The following is a 15607-nucleotide window of genomic DNA, read 5'->3' as shown; positions in this document are numbered from 1 at the left end:
CTCTTTTACTCCTCAATTCCTCTTTTCTTAAATTCTCTAAACAGCAGAATAAAGAATATTACTGCAGTAATTGCAAATAAACCTGATGTTTTGATTGCTTCCAATACGGTGATATCCTGATTGGCATAAATATGTGATCCTGAAGTCACAAAACATCCCATAACGGTAGCTGCTATGTCAAAAAGTCCATGTAGGATGGAAACCACCCAGATATTGTCTGTAATGTAATAAATGCACGCCAAAGAAATTCCGATCAATGTCGCATATGCAACCTGATTAAATGTTGTAACCACAAGATTGGGACAATCCATAAGATTGATAAAATGCATGCATCCAAATATGAGCGAAGAAAAAACTATCGACTTTACTATGCTGCTACGGCTTTCACCCATACGATTTCTGAATGTATTAAACAACACGGCTCTGCAAAGGGCCTCTTCAAAAAGACCTACACCCATTCCCCATATCAGAATAATGATAACTGCGGGGAGCGCCTGCAAAAATCCATATTCCGGTGTTTGCCATGCATCAAATAGGTTATGCACACATTCAGCCAGAAAGAGCAGTGATCCGGCGGAAATAAGCCCTCTAAGCACATCTTTTCCTCTGAATTTAATGTCAATTCCAAACAGCTTGACAGCAGCAATGATTCCGCCAAAACTTATGATTACACGAACTGACGTGAATCCTAAGCCGAAATTCTCGGCTCCGCCAAATAAAGTGCTTGCAATGTTATAGAGGACAAACATAATTATCGCGACCAAAAAACCCGCCGCTGTTTTCCTTTTTTCCATTTCTAATCTCCTTTTGAATTAAATAAAAAACGTGGTTTGTTACTTTGTATATAAGGCCTTTTATATACCACATCTGTCGTACTACTATTGACATGGTACGCTATGCTGTAAAACAAATCCACACACTGTTGGTATGGAAAAAATAAAAAAATGCCGCCCCGTGAGTATCATCGGGGCGACATTTTTGCCGCTGAGCTTGCCTGTTTCTTTTTGTTTTCTATAAAAATCACTTGACTTATAATTCAATTACTAGTATCTTATGAATTAAGAAATGGGTTTTTTACTGAGTAAAGTCTTTTGGCTGGAAAAGGTTGCTCGTTTCTTTTTTTATGTTCATAATATCATAAAGATATTTCTTTCCATCATGAGCATGTCTAATTATCATAGCTGCACGATACACATTAAATCTTTCTACCTCTCCCTCATTATCAAAAACCGGCAGAGCAAATCTTGTTTCGTATTTATACCAACCATACATAGCATCCTTTTTATGTTTGAGTTTTGAATTCTTAGTAAACACCTTGTCTGTAGCTGTACTTATCAGTTCCGGTAATCCCTGGGCAGCATTTGCCTTTGCTTTTTCATTTGCGCCTCTTAATATCAGTGTATATTCTGAATGTGCATATTCATCAGGAAAATCCGAACCTATATATACTATGTCATTTGATTGTGCAATAGAATAAAACTCACCAATATAACTTCTAAGATATTCTTCAACATCCAACCAATTTATTTTGCGCTTTCCTTTAAAAATTATGTCATTTATAATGACAATCTTATTTCCGTTTACATCTTTAATAACTGATACATTTCTATTTTCTGATTTATCCATAAATCTATTATTACAATTTCTCCTTTAAATCTTTTCTAAATAATCAATCTTCATTACTCTGCTTTATGATATCAACCAAACCATTGATTGCTTTGTTTTGATGCTTATCCTTATGGATCAGTACCTGCGAATAAATGGGGAAATCATCCCCCTTCCAGGTAAGACGCTTAAGTTTTCCGTCCTTTACTTCTGTTTCTGCCGTGATATCCGGGATAAACGCTACTCCTAAGCCGTTTATGGCAAACTGTTTCAGTATTTCTTTACTGCTTGTTTCCAGCACTATTTTAGGTGAGATTCCATGCTTCTCGAGGTCAGCAATCAACATATTCCTGAAATTACATTTATGTCCTGTCAAAAGAAGCGGCAACTCTCCAAGCTCTTTTTCCTTAATGCTCTTTCCTGCAATCGGATGCTCCGGAGATACGTAGAAGCCGAGTTTTTCCCTTTTCTTGTGCAGGATCTTAACCCTCTCATCCTCGATGAGCGGATTAAGTGTATAAACCATATCAAGCTCCCCCTTTTGCAGAAGATCCGGAATACTTTCGTGCGTGACAAACTGTATTCTGATCTCTGTCCTCGGGTTATCCTTGTTATACTCCATCAAGATTCGCGGAAACCCGGTAATACAAAGTGACTCAGATACGCCCAATTTCAATACGCCCGAGGAATTTGCTTCATCTGCCACATCGAGGCGAATATCCCGCTCTAATTGCAGCATCTTCTCAGCATATGCTATAAGTCTATCGCCTTGTGATGTTACCGAAATAGTTTTGCCAAGGCGCTCAAACAGCACGCACCCCAGTTCATCCTCCAGCTGCTTGATCTGCGTCGTAACAGTCGACTGCGCATAACCCAGATTATCGGCCGCAGCAGAAAAACTATCCAGTTCAGTGATTTTCAAAAAAGTGTTTAGCTGTGTAATTGTCATAAAAACAATCTCCTGCATTCAGTAAAATTGAATCAAATAATAGTTTATTTCAATTTTACTGATATTATGTTTGGTGTTATTATACGATCAAATCCAATCAAACGCAAGGAGGACTTCACATGAACGAACTATGTAAGATCATTAAAGACACCGTTAAACCTAACTTCTTAAATATCCGAACTTCCATACAAACCTATGACAGAGATGCTATCTGCTGCGGCGCTCCATGTTGGAGATGGGTGTATCACGCTCTCCACTCAGCCGACAAATGGTTTTTCAATCCGTTCGTTTACGAAGAACCTTCATTTCATGAGGCAGGAATGGATAATCCGGATAATCCCACAAGCGTTGTGCTCTCCGATGAGCAGCTCTTGTCTTATCTTGACCGAATAGAAAAGAAAACCATGGATTATTTGGATTCACTTACTGATGAAGATCTGTATGAAAAGCCGGAGAAATGTATCTACACGCGACTGGAACTGGTACTTCGCCAATATCGTCATCTCTCCTTCCATACCGGAATGCTGAACGGACAGACCGCGGTAACAACCGGTAAATTCCCCATGTGGGTTTCGGAAACGGATAAATATGTCGATGACGGTATCTTCTTCGGGCGCTATCGCAAAGGACAGATTACAACGTAAAAAAGCCATGTGTTTCTTTCTACGGAAACACATGGCTTTTCACAAATCTTAAAAAGCTTCACTTTTCCTTTAGTTTCTGATCTACAACTTTTGCTGCTTCTTCACGCTGCTCAGGGGTTGCTTCATCATAAGATGTCCCTTGCTTTCTGAATTCGTCCATTATAAGCCGCCTATATTCCATAGTCTCTTTCTCACCATAGCGAAGCCACCAACGATAGTACGCTTGAAACTCTTCATCATACATAAAAAAATGTTCCTTAAGCTCCTCAGGTCTTATCTCCTCTTGAAAATGCGCACTATAAGCCTTCGCCAAATAAAAAAGCTCATCATCATCAAAATCAATATCCGCTATATAAGCGATTGCGCAGCTCTCACGTGTCACCTGTACAATCTGACCCGAAATCTCCATGCATCGATTTTCATTTCCAATATCAAGCAACAATGTCATTATCTGTTTAAGCTGCCCTCTAGGTATTTTTGTTGATGTTTTAATATTTTTCAGAGAATAATAATCATAGATATAAATATCATCAAGTGTTACATCAAGCCCCAATCCGTCTAGCCTTGGATACACCTTGATAATAGGAGAATATAATCCCAAATTATCTATCCTTTTTGGAATAACCATATAATTAAAGCATTTATCAGTATTATGCTGAGACCTATATTCTTCTGATGATATCTCAACACTTACCTGCTTCCCCTGCAAATGATCAATTTCTATAACTGTTTGCAAAAAGCCCAATGCTCTTGTTTCCGCATCATCAAAACGAATAATCTCTTCTAAATCATAATCTTTTTTATATAATACTTTTCTTCTTTCCTCACTTGTTTTTATAACAAACAAAGATGCTACTTTTTTCAAAGGATCGCTTATCTTATATTTTGAAAAGCTCGAATCCTTTATCTGCCCCAGTTCTATAACTTTCTCCAGATCGTCATCAGTCATATCAAGCATTAGTTCTGCAAAAGCATCACATTCAACATATGAAGGAACATTTTCTTCATTAGTCAACCATTCGATTATATTATCCCACCGCAAAGTATTATCTGCATTTTTGAAATAAGCTATATACTTATCATGTTCTAAAGGATCAACAACTGTATCTGTTGCTTCTTTGTTCTGCTCCAGATCCGATAACTGCCATATCCCTTGTATAGGGCAGAATTCGCTTCTATCCGGCTTCTCATTAAACGCAAAATTCTTCCTGTTATAGAAATCATGCATCCATGTGCTTATCTCTCTTTTGCAGTAAATATTGCCGGCTGTAAAAATTGTCGCTAACAATACCAAAACTATAAGCACACATATCTTCCTTGTTTTCTTCTTTTCCTTTTTATTATCTCCCATACTTAATCTTCACACTCCGAGCCAACTCCCTTTCAGGTCGTTCTTGCTAAAAGAACGACCGTCTCAACTCCCCTTGTAAACGGGAACATATCTACCGGAACGGCCTTTTTTACTTTGTAGCCGCCTTTGATTATGAGCCCCAAATCTCTTGCGAGAGAATCGGGGCTGCAAGAGATGTAGACGATCTTCTTAGGCGAAAGGTTGATCATCGATGAGATGAACTCAGGTGTGGAGCCGGCTCTTGGCGGATCCATAAACACGATGTCTACCTTGTCGCCGGAATCGGCCATCTGCTGCATAAATCTCGTCGCGTCGTTCTGATATACGGTGATGTTCTTGACTTCATTTATCTTGGCATTAAGAATAGCGTCTTTTACCGCATCCTTGTTGAGCTCTACCGAAATAACCTCTTTTACGTGAGGACTCATTATGATACCGATCGTTCCGACGCCGCAGTAGCAATCAAGCACTGTTTCTTTTCCGGAAAGCTCTGCCATGTCGATCGCAGTCTTATAAAGAAGCTCTGTCTGCACGGGATTGACCTGATAGAAGGACTTGGGACTTATCTTAAACTTCATGCCACAGCATGTGTCGTAGATAAATCCGGGGCCGTACATGGGCTTTTCCTTATCGCCGAGGACCATGCTGGTCTGCTTGTCATTTACATTGAGCACGATCGTAGTTATCTCGGGATGCTCTTTCAAAAGAGCCTTCACAAAGTTGTTCTTCGACGGGAAAATGGGCGAAACGGTGACGATTACCACCATGATCTCGCCTGTATATTTACCTATTCTTATGAGCACATGGCGAAGAAGTCCGTAGCCGTTGTCCTCATCATAAGTCTTTATCTTGAACGAAGGAAGAAGGTTTCTGATCGTCGCAATGATCGCATCGGCCTTCTTATCTTCAAGCAGGCAGCTCTCAACGGGAACGACTTCATGGCTTCCCTCTTTATATATTCCTGAAAGGGGTCTTCCCTTTTTATCATGAGTAAATACCGCATGAACCTTACATCTGTAGTGCTCGGGCTCTTCCATTCCGATAAAAGAAGCAAGCTTGGTGTAGGGCTCGAGGAGCTTAGCCACCTTGCCATGCTTGAGGTTAAGCTGCTTGTTGTAAGGCGTGTCGATCATCTGACAAGCGCCACACTTCTTGGAATACGGGCAGCGACTGTTCTTTGAAACCGCGCTCGCTTCTTCACCACGCTTAAAGCCGCGACCGGCGCTCTTTACAGGTTTGCGACCCGGTGTATTCTTTCTTTGTGCGGTCTTCTTGATTTCTTTTGCCATAAAAAACTCCCTAAAAAAAGGTAGAAGAACATCCCCTACCTTCAAAACTCTCATAATTCATAAAGCGGCCATCCGGCGGCTGCAATTACTCGGAATCGCTTCCTGAGATCTCTTCAACTTTGATCTTCGGGATTTCCATATCGGAACCGTCGTCTTCCTTAACCTTGACAGCTTCGCTTCTTCTCTTAATGATGTTATCGTTGTCGAGATCGCCGTTGTCCTTAAACTTGATTCCCTCGATTCCCTGGCAAAGCTCTCTTGCCTTGGCGATATCGCTTCTGTTGATCCTGAATGTGCAAACTATCTTGTTACCGCTTCTGTCAAAGAGCCTCTGGAAAAAAGACTTATCCTGCCACTCGATAAAATAAGAAATTCTGTGTGCAAGAAATCTCTCTTCAAGGAGCTTCTTATTCTCTATACTGTAAACTCTGCAAAATGAAACTTCGTTATTAAAAACCTGACTATTCTGAATAATTGATGCCATAACTAACCTCTCAAAACTAATATATTTTCAATCTCGTAAAAAAGAATTATCCTCAACAAAAAACAAACGCGGGGAGTGTATGTGTTAAAAACCCCGCACAAATATACTAACATTTCACTCCCGCGCTCGTCAAATTTACCTTATTATTTACTTAAATATTTATATCAGCTTTTTCTTCAGAAGTTACCGCATCATATACCCTTACATTGATCTCGCCGGCCCCGAGTCGTCTCACATAAACGGCAAGATTGCCTTCGTAACATTTCCTTGAATCGGATGAAAAAGAGGTGTTGTCCGAGAGGTCGCCGTTGTCAATTCCGGCAAGTTCTCCCGTGCCCGATACCTCTACTCTGTACTCGGCGTCGCCCGCGCCCGTTATAAGAAGCTGGTAGAGATAGCCGATGTCGCCTGCGTTCTCCAAGGTATCGCCGTCAACAGAAATCTCGGGCTGCCACAACTTAACGCCGCACTGCGCACCGCCGTCCGCGTTCATCGCCACACCGTCAGTCGCACCGCCAACCGCAGCCGCAGCCTCGTCAGTAGTCGGCACCTCGCCGGCTTTCGCCCCTGCGCCAACTCCGCTTCCGCCCCAGAGGCCTGCTCGTTCATTGAACTCTGCCTTGGGGAATCCCGCCGTAGTGATAAATCCCGCGCCGGAGCCGTGGATCGGCCAGCCATGCGCTTCGCCGAGGTAATCAATTCCCGTCCAGAGGAACTGCCCGCAGATATAATCATTGTCTTTTACCGCATTCCATGCTTCAAGGCTGTGACTGTTCTCGCTACCCACAAAGGGCTTACCCGGAAATCTCATGTGGTCTTCCGCATAGAGATGCTCCTTGTAGTTGTAGCCGACAACGTCCATCACATCATTAAATCCAAGCTTGGATGAAAGCTCAGGGAACGCCGCAGCAGCCGTAACAGGCTTGGTCGGATCCTCATCCCTAACGATATCCGCAAGCTCTTTTGCTATAACAACAAGTCGCTCCATATTTGGCTTGTTAATATCGTACTCCATCTCTTTGGCGGGCTTATTGTTGTCGTTGTTGCCCGTCATCTTAGTAAATATCGGATGACAGTACGGATCGTTCGGATAATCTATCTCATTTCCGATGCTATACATAATGACGCTCGGATGATTCTTGTCGCGCCTTATCATCGTGCGAAGATCCTCTTCGTGCCACGTCGGGAAATCCTCATAGTAGCCCCAGTGCTTGGGCGGATAGACGTTGTGCCCCTGATGCCACTTGTTCTTGGGATTCTCCCACTCATCAAAAGCCTCGTCGATCACAAGAAAACCAAGCTCGTCGCAAAGCTCGTAGAGCTCCGGCATATGCGGATTGTGACTGCACCTGATCGCATTGCAGCCCGCCTTCTTTAAAAGCTCAAGCCTCCTGCGCCACACTTCCTTCTTCATCGCAGCGCCAAGGCAACCGCCGTCGTGATGCACGCAAACGCCCTTGAGCTTCATGTTAATGCCGTTTAATGAAAATCCTTTATCGGGGTCAAAAGATATTGTCCTGATGCCGACCTTCTGCGAATCGGCGAGGTACTCCTCCATCCCGATCTTTATAAAAGTATCGAGCGTATAAAGATTCGGCTCATCCACGGACCAGAGCTTGGGGTACTCGATCGTTCCCCAGAAGTTCACAGTGCTGATGCCGTCTTCGCTCTTTTCAAGCCCTTTTTCCATCGAAAGAACAGATAGGCCCTTATTATCATAGACAACACACTTAACACGTATCTTGCCCACATCACTAACGCCTGTAAATATCTTCTGGCTTACATTCACTTCCGCAACAGGCTTATCGCCCGACTTTCCGATTATCGCAGTGTTAAAACTAAGCCCATGCAGCACAGGAGCAACTTTCTCTGAAACAATAAGAGAAACCTTTCTCGTGATGCCGCTTCCCGTAAACCATCTTGAATCCGAAATATCGGTATGAACGACCTTCACGCAAATAACTGTCGGTTCATCCCCAAACGAAGCCCTGTCCGAGATATCATAGCTGATTTCCGAATAGCCGTAAGGTCTTTTGCCCATAAAATAGCTGTTGACCCACACGTAGCTGTTCTTATAGATTCCGTCAAAAACAAGACTGATGCGCTTTCCCTTATACTCCTCCGGGATCTTCACCGAGAGCCTGTACCACGCGATACCGCCGCGAAGATAGCCCGTTCCGCTTGAGTACTCCTCGGAAAACGGCGCTGTGACGGCAAAGTCGTGCGGCACCGTGACCGCCTCCCAAGAGCTGTCGTCAAAGCCCTTGTACCATGCTTCTTCGCACTCTCCGTAATGAAATTTCCAGCCGCCTGTCAGTATCTTTTTAACAGTATCCATAGCAAAACCTCAGCCGATATCCGGCTCGTCCTTCAATTCTATAAAATCTGTGACCTTGCCCTCCGTCTCGAAGATGACAAGCTCATTCTCCCCATCCTTCAAAAGAGGCGCGGGGATGTACAGCCTCTTTTGCGGCCCGATCTCCCAGAAACGTCCGAGATTGAAGCCGTTGATAAATGCCACGCCCTTGCTCCAGCCTGCGAGGTCGAGGAAGGTGTCGCCTTTTTCGCTCACATCAAATTTAAATTTGTAAAAAGAGGGTGTGCCCTCGATGTAGTCTTTCTCAAAATCAAGCTTATCGATGTTATCAAGCGGAAGCGGATAGATGTCCCAGTCGTTGTGGATGTGGCCGTTTATCTGCACGCACCTTCCTATCCCCTTGCGCTGCGTCTCCATCCTGGGCCCGAAATTAACGCGTCCCATGTTCTCGACAAGCACGTCAAATCGCTCGTTGAAGCCGTCAAAGCTTCCCGTGTAAATGCCGGGATCGCCCAGCGTCTCATCGATATCCGAAAGCGTAGCGCCATTCTCTTCCATCAGCTCATCCGCCAGCTCTTTTGCGCGAGCGCTTACCGACAGGTATTTCTCGATCGGTATCTCATGCTCTTTTTCCAGTTCATGATCATACAAGGTCAAAAGAGGCTTCTCATCCACAAAGATGTTGGCTCTGTCGAACGTCTCCCAAAGCCTGATCCTCTCTATTCCTGCCTCGGAGTGAAGCCTTGATCTGTAAAGGATGTAGCCGTAGCTCTGATCAAGCTCCTCCATGTTCACCGTGTACGGAAGATGCGTCTTGGTGCTGATGTCATCTAGCGCGGAGAAAAGACTCACCCTCTCGCTGCACTTTATTTTTCCGTAGCCGGCTCTTTTTATCTTGGGAAGGATCTCTTCCGAAACGGCGTTGTATCCGCCGATAATTTCCTTATAAACTCTGTATTTCTCGGTAATGCGGCCGTCCTCAGTAAGCAGGCCGTCGTAGTCGTAGCTTGTGACGTCGGGAGTCAGCTCGTCGTAGTAGTTGGAGCCGTTCATGAAGCCGAAATTGGTTCCTCCCTCAAACATGTAAATGTTCACGTTTCCCATCTCAAGCATGGTCTTAAGGTCCTCTGCGCTTTTAGCGAGATTTCCTTTTATGTGTCCGCCGTTGCCCCAGTGGTCAAACCAGCCCACCCAGAACTCAGCGCACATCAATGGGCCATCGCCCGTGTAGTGCTTAAGAACGTCGAATCTCTCTTTGGTCTTGGATCCGAAATTACCGGAAGGCAGCACGCCTTCAATGCTTCCTCCCCTGTAGCTGTCGTGATAGGGGCCGTCCGAAGTGATGAGCGGAACCTCGATGCCGTACTTTCTCATGATGTCGCGCATCGCATTGAGGTACTCCTTGTCGTTCGCGTAGTATCCGTACTCGTTCTCGACCTGCATCAGGATGATGTTTCCGCCTTTTGTGATCTGATATTTAGCAAGCTTAGGCAAAAGAACCTGATAATAATCCTCTACAGCATCCATAAAGGGCTTGTAGCTTACCCTGAGGCGCATTCCTCTGTCCTTGAGGAGCCACGCCGGAAGTCCGCCGAATTCCCACTCTGCGCAGATATAAGGTGACGGTCTTATTATGATGTAAAGGCCGATCTCAGTCGCAGTTTCTATGAATTTCTCGATGTCGCAAAAGCCGTCAAAGCAGAAGACGTCTCTCCCCGGCTGCACGAGATTCCACGGTATGTATGTCTCGACCGTGTTGCATCCGAGTGCTTTTAATTTAAGGAGTCTGTCCTTCCAATATTCGGGAACTGTCCTGAAATAGTGGAAAACTCCGGATATGATCTTAAAGGGTTCGTCGTTAAGATAGAATTTATCTTTGATCTCAAATTTTGCCATGATAGTGTCTTTCTAGAATATCCCTCATAAAAAAGTCTTTTTAAAAAAGGGAATACTAATCCCAAAGAAAAGTATTCCCTTTTTATTATTGTGTCTTATTACTTATAAAGCTCGTCAAACTGCTTCTGAAGCTCTGCGGTAACATCGTCGATACCTGCAGACTTAAGAGCTGCCTGCATCTCTGCTACGATGTCTTCAGCGCTTCCGTTGTAGATACCGTAAGAGATCTGCTTCATGTAGTTAGTGTACTGCTCGTTGCAGTTGTCGATCTTAGCCTGAATGCTGTCAACCTCGGGAACGAACTGTCCGTAAGGATAGTCGATCTTGATCTTGTCATACTCTGCATAGAGCTTGTCGATCGCATCCCAGTTTCTTGTAGCATCCTTAACTTCAAGGTCGTCGTTTCTGCCCCACCAGTAGTTAGTCATACCGTTGATGTTCTCTGTATCGGGGTTGTAGCTGTCGGGAGTCTTTCTAAGTCCGTTCTCATCGAGCTCCCATGACTTTCCTTCGATACCGTAGTTGAAGAGCATGTAGCAATCCTTGTCGTTTCTGATAAGGTCGTAAACCATAAGTGCTCTCTCGGGATTAGCACTTCCTGCAGATACTGCCATAGCACCGTGTGTGATTGAAAGTGCTACTACGTTCTTGGTCTCCTCACCGAAGTAGAAGAAGCCTGTCTCTGCCTTAGGGTCATCCTTATAAATTGTGTTCTGTGCTGTTGCTGAGCAAAGGTCTGTCCATGTCTGTGTGTGGTGCTGCTCAACGCCAACCTGTCCAACTCTGAACTCGTCTCTGTTGCTTCCTGATGTATTGTTAAGAACGTCTGTAGGCCAGATACCTGCCTGTGACCATTCCTTCATGAGCTTAGCGTACTCAACAAGTGAATCTGTCTCTGTCATAACAGGTGTTGTAACCTTGTAGAGGTCTGACTTTGTGCCGCCCCAAAGAGCGCCTGAGCAGATACCGTCGATAGCTACAAAATCTGTATGTGATGCGATCCATCCGTTTGACATCTGAGCGTACTCTGTTCCGTCAGAATCCCAAACATACTTAAGATCTTTCTTGTTATCTTTTACCCAAAGAACGTACTTAGACATGTCTTCCCAGCTGTGAACACCGTTCTCAAGTCCGGCTTCCTTAGCCCAGTCAAGTCTGTAGATCCAGCCGTGGTTGGTCCACTGTGCGAAGTTGTCCTCAGGCATGAGATAGATCTCGCCGTTGTATTTGCAAAGCTCCCAGTGATCTGCGGGAACGCTCTCCCAAGTCTTGGGTGCGTATGTCTTGAGCATATCCTCTGAAAGCTCGAGGAAAGCACCGTTCTTGGCATTAGGCCAAGCATCGAGCCAGTCGGATGCTGTTCCGATAAGGTCTACGCTGCCGTCCATTCTTGCAAGTGTAAGGTTATAGTTTGAAAGATAATCTGTCCAAGGAATGTAATAGATCTGAATCTCTGCATTACATTTCTCTGTAAGGATCTTATTAAGTTCGCCGAGCATCTCGTTGAGATTGGCTTCCTTCTCTGTTCCTGCCTCCGGGGGATCTCCCGTGGTAAGGTAGTTGATAACAACGTGCTCAGAAGTGTCGATCTCCGCAGCAGCTTCATTTGCGGATGCGCCGCTATCATTTCCGCTTGATTCAGGTGCTGAGCCCGTTCCGGCACTTGATCCCGATGAGCCGCAAGCTGCTAACCCAATTACCATGCTTACTGTAAGCAGGGCTGCCAGTAACTTTTTCTTCATTTGAATCCTCCTTCTTTAAATGAAAAAATAAAAAACCTGAACTCATTTCTCTTACCTCTATAGAGGTAACATGAGCATCATTCAACCTTTAACGGCTCCTACTGTGATACCGCCGATGAAGTATTTCTGTACGAAAGGATACAGAAGTACGATGGGTCCCGTCGCCAAAACCGCGTTGGCCATCTTAACGCTCTGCTCCGGAATATCCGTCAGTGTTACGAACTGTCCGGCAACTGAATTTCTGAGAGCATCGAGCTTATTAACAACCTCGTACAATGTGTACTGAAGAGGCTTTACTGCAACCTTGGTCGTAAGGAAAAGAGATGACTGATACCACTCATTCCAATAACCGAGTGCAAGGAAAAGACCTATCGTAGCAAGTGCGGGCTTGATCATGGGAAGGATAAGATGTATGAAAACCGTCATATCTCCCGCTCCGTCGATCTTGCCTGATTCAGTGATCTCGTGAGGTATCTGCTTGATAAAGTTCTTCATCAGGATGATGAGCCATGGCGACATCATAAGAGGAAGAAGTACCGCAAGGTAATTATCAAGGAGCTTGTATGTCTTGGCCATGAGCAGGTAGTAAGGTGCAAGTCCTGCGCTGAAAAGACTCGTGAAGTAGATGTAAAAAGAGATCACGTTCCTGAGCGGAAAGTCTTTTCTCTGAAGGGCATATCCAGTCATCGCTATGATGAGAAGTCCGAGCGTCGTTCCGATGAGTGTCATCGCGATCGTAAGTCCGTATGACTTCCAGATATTGCCGCTTCCTATTACCATGTCGTATCCCTTTGTTGAAAACTCAACGGGGATAAGCTGCACGCCGTGTGTTCTAATATAAGTTTCATCTGTAAATGATGTTCCCAGTATTATGAGGAAAGGAAATACACATGCAAGAGAGAAAAGTGTTATGAGTACATATCCAAAGCCTCTTACTATGTAATCCGAAGCTCCTATTTTTATCTTGGTATTGCTGGGTTCAAAATCTATATCTTTTTTCTTAGCCATCTTTATTTCTCCATTTCCGTAGCGATTACTTATCAGGTAAAAGATCTGTCATCAGAACAGTGAGTAGTCGGGGTCGATCTTCTTAACTGCAAGATTGGCCAACATAACTATCACAAATCCTACCAATGACTGATAGAAACCAACTGCCGAAGCAGTGGAGAAATTAAAGTCTGACATTGTTGCTCTGTACACGAACGTCTCGATGATATCCGTTGTAGGATACAGTACCGAGTTGGATCCTATTACGTTCCAGAAGAGTCCGAAGTTACCTCTTACGATTCCTCCGAGTGCAAACAGAAGAAGGATTACGATCGTAGGCTTGAGCGAAGGTAAGATGATGTATCTGATCCTCTGGAAAGCATTGGCTCCGTCAACCTTGGCTGCCTCGATTATCTCTGCATCGATTCCGCAGATCGCTGCGAAATATACGACTGAGTTATATCCTGTCTGTTGCCAGAGATGAATGAGAACTATCAGCACCGGCCACACCGACGGATTCGAGTACGGTTGCCACTTCGCTTTTCCGAGTGCTACGAGGATCTCATTTACAAATCCCGTATCGTAATTGAGTAAGCTGTAAACAAGGAGTCCGACAAGAACCTGTGATATGAAGTAAGGCAGGAACATAAGTGTCTGGGAAACCTTCTTGAACATCTTGCTGCGCATCTCGTTAAGTAGTATCGCAACGAGGATCGCAAGGAAGTTACCAAGTAAGATAAATGCCAGGTTGTAAAGAATGGTGTTCTTGGTAAGATCGAAGAGCTTTCCGGATTCAGCGAGGAACTTGAAATTATCAAGTCCTATGAACTTACTTCCGAATATGCCCTTTCTGTAGTTGTATTTAACGAATGCCACGTAGATACCGGGCATCGGCATATAACTGAACATAAAGAAGAATAAAACAGCGGGCAGACACATGAGCTCAAGTACTCTGTATCTCCATATAGTCTCCAAAATTCCCCTTTTCCTTATACCCGTTTCGGATGAGGTTTTCTTGCTTTTACTCATTATTCCCTCCGTGTTCGCGTTGCAACTTGTGCATTAATTACTTTTTGCAACCGATTTCATATAATTATTTAAACATATTCAACAAGGCTACGTCAATCTATTTTTGAAACCGATTGCAGTTTTGTGAAAAACCCACAAATACGCAATATATAACTTACACGTTTTCGTGCGCATATATACAAGCAATCAAAAAGAGAAGGTATCGGACGATACCCTCTCTTTTTTGTGGAATATGACGATTATTATTTTATTTTCTGCTTGATCTCGGAGCCGGTCCCGTGCTGTCTCTCTCTACGATCTCCGGCTGAACCATTCTGACATTTGCAGTATCCTTGCCCTCTGCGGCGCTTGTGGCCGTCTCTATGAGGAGCTTACCGTAATCCTCGTAGTTGTAGTCAACGCTCGTAAGCTTGGGCATTACAAGGTCTGCTATATAAGTATTATCAAAGCTTATTACCGATATATCCTCGGGTACATGAAGCCTGTGCTCTCTTATGCTGCGAAGCGCTCCGCTTGCTGCAAAGTCGTTTATCGCGATGATCGCTGTAGGTCTGTCCTTGAGCTCAAGGATCTTATTGGTCGCCTCGTATCCCGTCTCGGGATCGTAGGTTCCGTTAACGACATACTCACCGTTCTCCTGAATGCCGTACTTGGCAAGTATCTCGCGGTATTTCTGATATTTGAGATAGGTCGAATTAACTCTCATCTCTCCGCCGACAAGCGCTATCTTCTTGTGCCCTAGGCCAATAAGGTGCTCCATTACAAGATTCATACCCATCGCTTCGTCGATGACAACGCTGTGAACGGGCGCTTTATCAAGCTTACCGGTAACGACAACGGGTGTAGTCCTGCAGACGCTCCTGACCTTCTCGGCATACGCATCGTCAGTGATAAGATCGTCGACTCTTCCGCCCATCTGGATGATCGCGTCAACTCTCTGCTGGAGCAAAAGATCCAGCTGCGCCTGCTCTCTCTCTTTTTCTCCGAGAGAATTAGCTAAGCTGACACTGTATCCGGCTTTCTCAGCCGCAACCTCGCATGCTACAAAGAGCGCCGAATAGTACGGGTTTCTTACGTCCGCCGCGATGATACCGATAGTCTTGGTTGATGTATCGGAAAGCCCCTTTGCAAGGGCGTTCGGTCTGAAATTGTATTTTTGGATTATGCTCTGAATGCGTTCCTTTTTATCTTGGCGAACGGCTGCGTTGCCTGTAAGGACGCGCGAAACCGTAGAAGCTGAAACTCCCGCTTCCTTGGCAATATCATATATGGTTATTGTCTTTCCGGCTCCCGTCTTATCTTTTTCCATAAATA

At 44.4% G+C, this 15607-nt stretch carries 13 protein-coding genes; 1 reads left to right on the top strand and 12 read right to left on the bottom strand.

Annotated features, from left to right (window positions below; all coding sequences use genetic code 11):
• Positions 1–5: 5 nt before the first annotated feature.
• From D6856_RS12405 to D6856_RS12395, 3 genes are all read right to left on the bottom strand, one after another.
• Positions 6–794 carry a CPBP family intramembrane glutamic endopeptidase gene (locus D6856_RS12405; protein WP_120687150.1) on the bottom strand — a complete coding sequence of 263 codons (789 nt, stop codon included), beginning with the start codon at positions 792–794 and terminating at the stop codon, positions 6–8.
• A gap of 280 nt (positions 795–1074) precedes the next feature.
• The gene (locus D6856_RS12400) at positions 1075–1626 is read right to left on the bottom strand and encodes a hypothetical protein (RefSeq protein WP_120687149.1); all 552 of its coding nucleotides are present in this window, start codon (positions 1624–1626) and stop codon (positions 1075–1077) included.
• A 43-nt stretch (positions 1627–1669) separates the two neighbouring features.
• Positions 1670–2554 (bottom strand): LysR family transcriptional regulator, encoded by an 885-nt coding sequence (locus tag D6856_RS12395; protein ID WP_120687148.1) that lies wholly within the window; start codon positions 2552–2554, stop codon positions 1670–1672.
• Between the two features lie 119 nt (positions 2555–2673).
• On the opposite strand from D6856_RS12395, the gene D6856_RS12390 reads away from it, so the two are divergent.
• Entirely contained in the window at positions 2674–3198 is a 525-nt protein-coding gene (locus D6856_RS12390) for a DinB family protein (RefSeq protein ID WP_120687147.1), read from the top strand.
• Between the two features lie 58 nt (positions 3199–3256).
• Here the strand turns inward: D6856_RS12390 and D6856_RS12385 are convergent, their stop codons facing one another.
• From D6856_RS12385 to D6856_RS12345, 9 genes are all read right to left on the bottom strand, one after another.
• Positions 3257–4549, bottom strand: a complete 1293-nt coding sequence (locus D6856_RS12385; protein WP_120687146.1) for a hypothetical protein — start codon at positions 4547–4549, stop codon at positions 3257–3259.
• A 32-nt stretch (positions 4550–4581) separates the two neighbouring features.
• Positions 4582–5838, bottom strand: a complete 1257-nt coding sequence (gene rlmD, locus D6856_RS12380; RefSeq protein WP_120687145.1) for a 23S rRNA (uracil(1939)-C(5))-methyltransferase RlmD — start codon at positions 5836–5838, stop codon at positions 4582–4584.
• A gap of 85 nt (positions 5839–5923) precedes the next feature.
• Positions 5924–6322 (bottom strand): hypothetical protein, encoded by a 399-nt coding sequence (locus D6856_RS12375; protein WP_092244730.1) that lies wholly within the window; start codon positions 6320–6322, stop codon positions 5924–5926.
• Positions 6323–6473: 151 nt separating this feature from the next.
• Positions 6474–8660 carry a glycoside hydrolase family 2 TIM barrel-domain containing protein gene (locus tag D6856_RS12370; protein ID WP_158588937.1) on the bottom strand — a complete coding sequence of 729 codons (2187 nt, stop codon included), beginning with the start codon at positions 8658–8660 and terminating at the stop codon, positions 6474–6476.
• 9 nt (positions 8661–8669) lie between these two features.
• A complete protein-coding gene (locus D6856_RS12365; RefSeq protein ID WP_120687144.1) occupies positions 8670–10535 on the bottom strand; it encodes a glycoside hydrolase family 35 protein in 1866 nt (621 codons plus the stop codon).
• Positions 10536–10633: 98 nt separating this feature from the next.
• The gene (locus tag D6856_RS12360; protein ID WP_120687143.1) at positions 10634–12277 is read right to left on the bottom strand and encodes an ABC transporter substrate-binding protein; all 1644 of its coding nucleotides are present in this window, start codon (positions 12275–12277) and stop codon (positions 10634–10636) included.
• A gap of 81 nt (positions 12278–12358) precedes the next feature.
• Positions 12359–13285 carry a carbohydrate ABC transporter permease gene (locus D6856_RS12355; protein ID WP_120687142.1) on the bottom strand — a complete coding sequence of 309 codons (927 nt, stop codon included), beginning with the start codon at positions 13283–13285 and terminating at the stop codon, positions 12359–12361.
• Positions 13286–13336: 51 nt separating this feature from the next.
• Positions 13337–14293, bottom strand: coding sequence for an ABC transporter permease (locus D6856_RS12350; protein ID WP_120687141.1), 957 nt, complete (start codon positions 14291–14293; stop codon positions 13337–13339).
• A 247-nt stretch (positions 14294–14540) separates the two neighbouring features.
• Positions 14541–15602 (bottom strand): LacI family DNA-binding transcriptional regulator, encoded by a 1062-nt coding sequence (locus D6856_RS12345; RefSeq protein WP_120687289.1) that lies wholly within the window; start codon positions 15600–15602, stop codon positions 14541–14543.
• Between the last annotated feature and the right edge of the window lie 5 nt (positions 15603–15607).

It is taken from the genome of Butyrivibrio sp. XB500-5, assembly GCF_003625505.1.
Lineage (GTDB): Bacteria > Bacillota > Clostridia > Lachnospirales > Lachnospiraceae > Butyrivibrio.
Note: the sequence above shows the minus strand (reverse complement) of the source record. Positions and strands in the feature narration are given on the sequence as shown.